Genomic DNA, 6,078 nt, shown 5'->3' with positions numbered 1-6,078 from the left:
TATCTGGTGAAGCTCACCGAGTGCAGCAGATTCGACAAGAACCGATGCAGACTCATCGGGCCGCGCACCGAATTCAGCACCGCCGCAGTGCCGGGGCAGCGCAGGGCGGCTTCGGCTTCGGCGACCCACTCCTGATCCAGGTAGCCCGGAATGCCCGGGGACCACTTCACCCATGGGCCGTCGGCGATCACCCAGTCCCGGAAGATGTCCTTGTCGTGGCCGATCCGGGCGTGCTGCACCCGCTCGGTGTGCGCCGCCAGCGGGTTCGCCAAACCGATCTGGTCCAGCACCCGGACGTCGAGTCCGACGTTCATGCCAAGCATGCCGAGGTTGGTGAAGAACACCGTGTGCGGCCCGGCTCCGTTGGGCTCCGGGTCGGGTGGCGTTCCGGCTGGAAGGATGACTGGCACAATGTCCCACTTGTCGTAGTCGCCCGACGGCAGCAGCAGCGCCCCGGCGGGGGTGTTGTCGATCGTGGTGAGCACGGCGCGCATCCGCGGATAGTCCAGGTAGTCCGCGGCCGTCAACGGATGCGCCTGCCCGACGGCCTGGGCGTAGAACCGGCGCTCGTCGACGATGCCGGAGTAGCTGACCCGGGTGGCTTCACCGTAGCGGTCACCCATCCCCGGCGACCTGCTCACCCACAGCGACCAGCCGGCCACCGCCAGCCACAGCGCGCTGACCGTGACAACCAGCAAACGACCGGTCCCCCGGCGGTATTTCACGCCGTCGGGCAGCACCACCGGGATGACCGCCACCGGGGCCAACACACAAACCAGCGGCGCCAGCAAAACACGGCCGTGCATGAAGTCGCCGCCCTGCCGGATCCAGTAGGCGCCCTGCAGCAACCCACTGAACACGATGAAACACACCACCGCCGGAGGGCTCTGCACCAGCTGTGCCGCCCGGCCGTAGCCGGGCGGCACCGTGCGCCTGATCCACCAGGGCCGGCTGCGGGTGGTCGCCAGCAACACCCCGAGCCCCGCCAGCAGCGCGGTCGGCACCCACAGCGCGTACGGGGCGTCGAAGTTCGCCAGGTAGATCATCCCCTGCGCCCACTTGTCGCCGGCGGCGTCCTTGGCCACCGCCGTTGCAGGCACCAGCAGCGCGTAGTAGCCCATCCGGAAGATCTGATAGGCCACCGGCAGCAGGCCGCCGGCCACCACGATCAGCACCCGCCGCCGCCGGTCCCGCGCCGCGATCAGCATCATGATCAGCGTGCCCCCGCCGATTAGCGCCAGGTCCGGGCGCACCAGAACGCTGCACCCGGCGACGAAAGCCATCGAGGCGATGAAAACCTGCCCCCTGGCGCGGGTCTGCGATGTCCGCAGCGCCTGCGACCAGCCGACCAACATCCACCAGAGCAGGCCCAGGTAAGCCAGCACCAACCCGTTCTCCAGACCGGAGGTCGCGAAATCCCGCGCCGGCGGCAACGCGATGTAGACCAAGGCACCCGCCGGCAACAGCAGCGCCGCGCGGCCCTGCAGGCTGGGCGCGTACAGCCGCCCCGCGCCGAGCATCACCAACGCCATGCCGGCCACGCTGAGCAGCAGCGCGAAGACGAGCGCCACATACTCCGTCCGCACCGGTCCGCCCAACCAGGCACCCACATACAACAGATAGGTCCAGATCGTGGAGGTGTTGGCCTCCACCCGTTCGCCCGCGTTGAACACCGGCCCGTTGCCGGCCAGCAGGTTCCGCACGGTGCGCAGCACGATCAGCCCGTCATCGGAGATCCAGCGGCGCTGCCAGGCACCCCAGCCGAACAGCACCGCGACCGCGGCGACGCTCAACCACAGGCTGACCCGCACCATGACGTCGTAGGGGAATGCGGGCCGGCCCAGGGCACCCAGGGCCACCGGCACCGGCCGACCGCCGGGCGGTACCGGTGCCGGGAGGGCCCTAGCCGAACGCAATGGCGGCACCGATGGTTCCGATCCAGGCCAAAAACAACAGCTGTAACACCCGGTCACGCAGCGCGATGTCCTCGGGTTCCCCGGCCAGCCCGCCGTCGACGTCGACCGCGTAGCGCAGGATCGCGATGGTAAACGGCACCATCGACACCGCATACCAGGAACCCGAATAGTGGTCGCGCTCGAACGCCAGCAGCCCGTAGCACACCACCACCGCGGTGGCCGACATCGTCCAGACGAACCGCAGATAGGTGCTGGTGTAGCTCTCCAGCGATTTGCGGATCTTGGCGCCGGTGTGCTCGGCCAGCTGCAGCTCGGCGTAGCGCTTGCCGGCCACCATGAACAGCGATCCAAACGCCGCGATCAGCAAGAACCATTGGGACAAGTAGATGTCGGCGGCCGCGCCCCCGGCGATGGCACGCAGCAGATACGCAGCCGAGACGATGCAGATGTCGATCACCGCCTGGTGTTTGAGGCCGAAGCAGTAAGCCAGCTGCATACCGAGGTAGACGGCCACCACCAGCGCCAGGTTCGGGGCCAGCCGGTAGGAGACACCCAGCGCGACGGCGCCGAGCAGCACCGCCAGGGTGTAGGCCAGCCACTGCGGCACCACACCGGCGGCGATCGGCCGGAACCGCTTGACGGGATGCGCCCGGTCGGCCTCGACGTCGCGGACGTCGTTGACCAGGTATATCGATGAGGACGCCAGGCAGAACACCACGCAGGCAACGGCCTCTTTGCCCAGCACGTCGCCGTAGTCGTAGTGCACATCCGTGCCCCACGCCGCCAGCGGCGCGGCCAGCACCAGCACGTTCTTCACCCACTGCCGTGGCCGCAGCGCCTTGACCAGCCCGGCGACCAGGTTCGCCGGCGGTGCGGGTGTTGAAGCCACTTCTCTACTCATCTCGCTCCCTGCGGTCATCCAACCGGATCGTGCCCGCCGCGACGGCGGCACCTACCGCGATTCCGGTGACCACGTCACTGGGATAGTGCACCCCCAGCACCAGCCGCGACAACGCCATCGACGGCACCAGCAGGACGGGCAACGCCACACCGGGCAACCCGATCACACGCCCCAGCAGGATCGACGCTGCCGTGGTGGAGGCGGCGTGCGCCGAAGGAAAACTCAACGCACTAGGGGTCGCCACGTTGACCACGACCGCCGGATGATGCGGGCGCTCGCGGCGCACCACGCGCTTGATCGCGACCGCCGCGGCGTGCGCGGCCAGCGCCCCGGCGCCGACCAGCAGCCAAGCCCGCCGTCGACGCGGTTGGGCCAGCGCGCCGAGCGTCGAAACCACCAGCCAACCGGCGCTGTGCTCGCCGAAATGCGACAGCCCGCGCGCCGCCGCCAGCACCCCCGGCTGATCTGCCAGCACCGACTGAACGGCGACCAGCGCCGTTACCTCACCGCCGCCGAGGGGCTGCGCCGGCTCAGCCACGGCGCGACGACGGGTGGAGCACCGTTTCCCACTTCTGCTTGCTGGACAGCATCGGCAGCGCGGCGCGGTAGCTCCGGCGCAGCACGTCGAACCGGCGGGCCAGCCGAAACTGGCGCCGCAGCGACTGCGCCAGCAGGGTGAACATCGTGGCCCGGTCCCGCTGGCGGTAGACCACGCCGCACCCGTCTGCGGTGGTGACGGTGGCGCCGTCGAGTGTGGACAGCAAGAACCACCGAGCATCCTGGGTGGGCACGTTGAGCTGCGGGCGCCGGTGGTGCTCCGGATCGGCCCGGGTGAGGTTGTGCAGCGTGCCACGGGCCAGCCGGTAGCCGACTGCCAGCGGGTGCACCGGTGGCTTCATCGGTTTCCGGCGCTGCGACGGCTGCGGCAGTTCGGCCGCCGCCGGTAACACCACAGCGTCGGGATAGGCCTTGCGCATTTCGCGCACGTCCGGCATAGCCGACTCCAGGATCGAGAAGATGTGCTCCGGGCCGGCCAGGAAGTCGTCGATGGCCTTGTTCTGGATGGCGACCGTCGAATACTCCAGGCAGGCAAGGTGTTTCAGCGTCGCTTTGAGGTGGCTGCGTAGCAGGCCGGCGATGTTGCCGTCCCAGTGCAGGGCTGCCACCACCAGCCGGTTGCGCAGGTGGAAATAGGCCTGCCAGTCGATCGCGTCGTCCTTGTCGCTCCAGGCCATGTGCCAGATCGCCGCGCCGGGCAGGGTGACCGTGCCATAGCCGTGCTCGGCGGCGCGCAGCCCGTACTCGGCGTCGTCCCACTTGATGAACGACGGCACCGGCTGGCCGATCTCCTCGGCGACACTGCGCGGGATCATGCACATCCACCAGCCGTTGAAGTCGACGTCGATACGGCGGTGCAGTTCCGGGGTCGCGGCCAGCGGATCCGTGGCGAAGTTGTGGTCATATTCGGTGTGCGGGGCGTTGGTCCACATGAAGACGTCCCGGTCGACCACCTCACCCATGATGTGGAGATGCGACGGCTCCTGCAGGTTGAGCATCTGCCCGCCGACCAGGGTGGGCGCGTGCGCGAAACGGTTCATCGCCAACGCCCGCAGGATCGAGTCGGGTTCGATGCGGATGTCGTCGTCCATGAACAGGATCTGTTCGCAGTCGGTGTTTTTCAGCGCCTCATACATCACCCTGCTGTAGCCGCCGGAGCCGCCGAGGTTCGGCTGGTCGTGGATCGACAGCCGGTTGCCCAGGCGTGCCGCCGCCGCCGGAAAACCGAGATGGTCGCGCACCTTCCGGGTGCCCTGGTCGGGCACGATCACCGCGCCGATCACCTCGTCCACCAACGGGTCCGACGCCAGGTCGGCCAGTGCGTTCACGCAGTCGTCCGGGCGGTTGAACGTCGGGATGCCGACCGCGACGTTGGCCCGGCCGGGTGCCGGGGATGGCGCGTACCAGCCCGCGCTGTGCAGCGTGACCGCGCTGTCGGTGGTGATGTCGAACCAGATCCAGCCGCCGTCCTCGAACGGGGCCAACCCGATCTCGAACTCGATGCCAGCCGCCTCGCCACGCACTGCCGCGCCGTCCACCGTGATGCGGGCGCCGGTCGCCTTGGAGCGGTAGATGTCGACCCGCGCGTCGCCGGTCAGCTCCACCCGCAGCACCACCGACTCCACAGTCGACCAGCGTCGCCAGTAGGAGGCCGGGAAGGCATTGAAATAGGTCGCGAACGACACTTCCGACTCCGCGCCGATCTCCAGGCTGGTGCGGGTGGGCGCGTGAGCGCGGCCGGTGTTGGTCGCCGACTCCTCGATGTAGAGCTTGCGCACGTCCAGCGGTTCGCCCTGGCGCGGCAGGATGACGCGGGCCAACCGGCTCACCGCGCGAGAGGTGTCATCGCTCATCTGCGCCGGCTCCTCATCGTCGCTACATCCTCCGCAAGCGGGTGGACGTGCTTGGACTGCATCGTCGTCGACGGCGTGTTCGCGTCCAACGGCGCACCGTCGGCCAAGTGCGGCAGGAGAACGTTGTCGAACATGTTCAGCGCGCTGGCGATGGCCATGTGCATGTCCAGATATTGGTAGGTGCCCAGTCGCCCGCCGAACAGCACCCCCGCCGACGCCGTCTCGGCCTTGGCCCTGGCCCGGTAGGCGGCCAGCTTCTGCCGGTCGGCCTCGGCGTTGATCGGGTAGTAAGGCTCATCGTCGGCCTCGGCGAACCGTGAATACTCCCGCATGATCACCGTCTTGTCGGTGGGGTAGTCACGTTCCGGGTGGAAGTGCCGGAACTCGTGAATGCGAGTGTAGGGCACCTCGAGATCGTTGTAGTTCATCACCGAGGTGCCCTGAAAATCTCCGGTTGCCAGCACCTCGACTTCGAAATCCAGTGTGCGCCAGCCTAACCGGCCGTCAGCGTAGTCGAAGTAGCGGTCCAGCGGGCCGGTGTAAACCACCGGAGCCTGCAGGTTTTCCGCCCGCAGTTCGTCACAGACGTCGAACCAGTCGGTGTTCACCCGGACCTCGACACGCTCATCGGCGGCCATGTTGGCCAACCACGCCGTGTAGCCGTCGACCGGCAACCCCTCGTACGTGTCGTTGAAGTAACGATTGTCGAAGGTGTAGCGCACCGGCAACCGGGTAATGTTGCCCGCCGGTAGCTCTTTCGGGTCGGTCTGCCACTGTTTGGCGGTGTAGCCCTTGACGAACGCCTCGTAGAGCGGGCGGCCGATCAGCGAGATCGCCTTCTCCTCGAAGT

General features: G+C 68.0%; 5 protein-coding genes. All 5 read right to left on the bottom strand.

Going from position 1 to position 6,078, the window contains the following annotated elements:
• On the bottom strand, positions 1 to 1,814 hold a 1,814-nt coding region (gene aftB / locus AC2VOP_RS20940), incomplete at its 3' end, for a terminal beta-(1->2)-arabinofuranosyltransferase (protein ID WP_486962748.1).
• Between the two features lie 88 nt (positions 1,815 to 1,902).
• Complete coding sequence (locus AC2VOP_RS20935) at positions 1,903 to 2,817, bottom strand: decaprenyl-phosphate phosphoribosyltransferase (protein ID WP_486962747.1); 915 nt, start codon at positions 2,815 to 2,817, stop codon at positions 1,903 to 1,905.
• Positions 2,810 to 3,355 (bottom strand): phosphatase PAP2 family protein, encoded by a 546-nt coding sequence (locus AC2VOP_RS20930; protein WP_486962746.1) that lies wholly within the window; start codon positions 3,353 to 3,355, stop codon positions 2,810 to 2,812. Before AC2VOP_RS20930 ends, AC2VOP_RS20935 begins: the two co-directional genes overlap by 8 nt.
• Positions 3,348 to 5,228: a glycosyltransferase gene (locus AC2VOP_RS20925; protein ID WP_486962745.1), complete on the bottom strand. Its 1,881-nt coding sequence runs from the start codon at positions 5,226 to 5,228 to the stop codon at positions 3,348 to 3,350. Before AC2VOP_RS20925 ends, AC2VOP_RS20930 begins: the two co-directional genes overlap by 8 nt.
• The coding region (locus AC2VOP_RS20920) for a UDP-galactopyranose mutase (RefSeq protein WP_486962744.1) at positions 5,225 to 6,078 on the bottom strand (854 nt) is incomplete at its 5' end. The genes AC2VOP_RS20920 and AC2VOP_RS20925, both read right to left, overlap by 4 nt.

This window comes from Mycobacterium sp. TH-M106 (assembly GCF_057473765.1).
The sequence above is the reverse complement of the archived record's forward strand: the minus strand, read 5'-3'. Positions and strand labels throughout refer to the sequence as shown.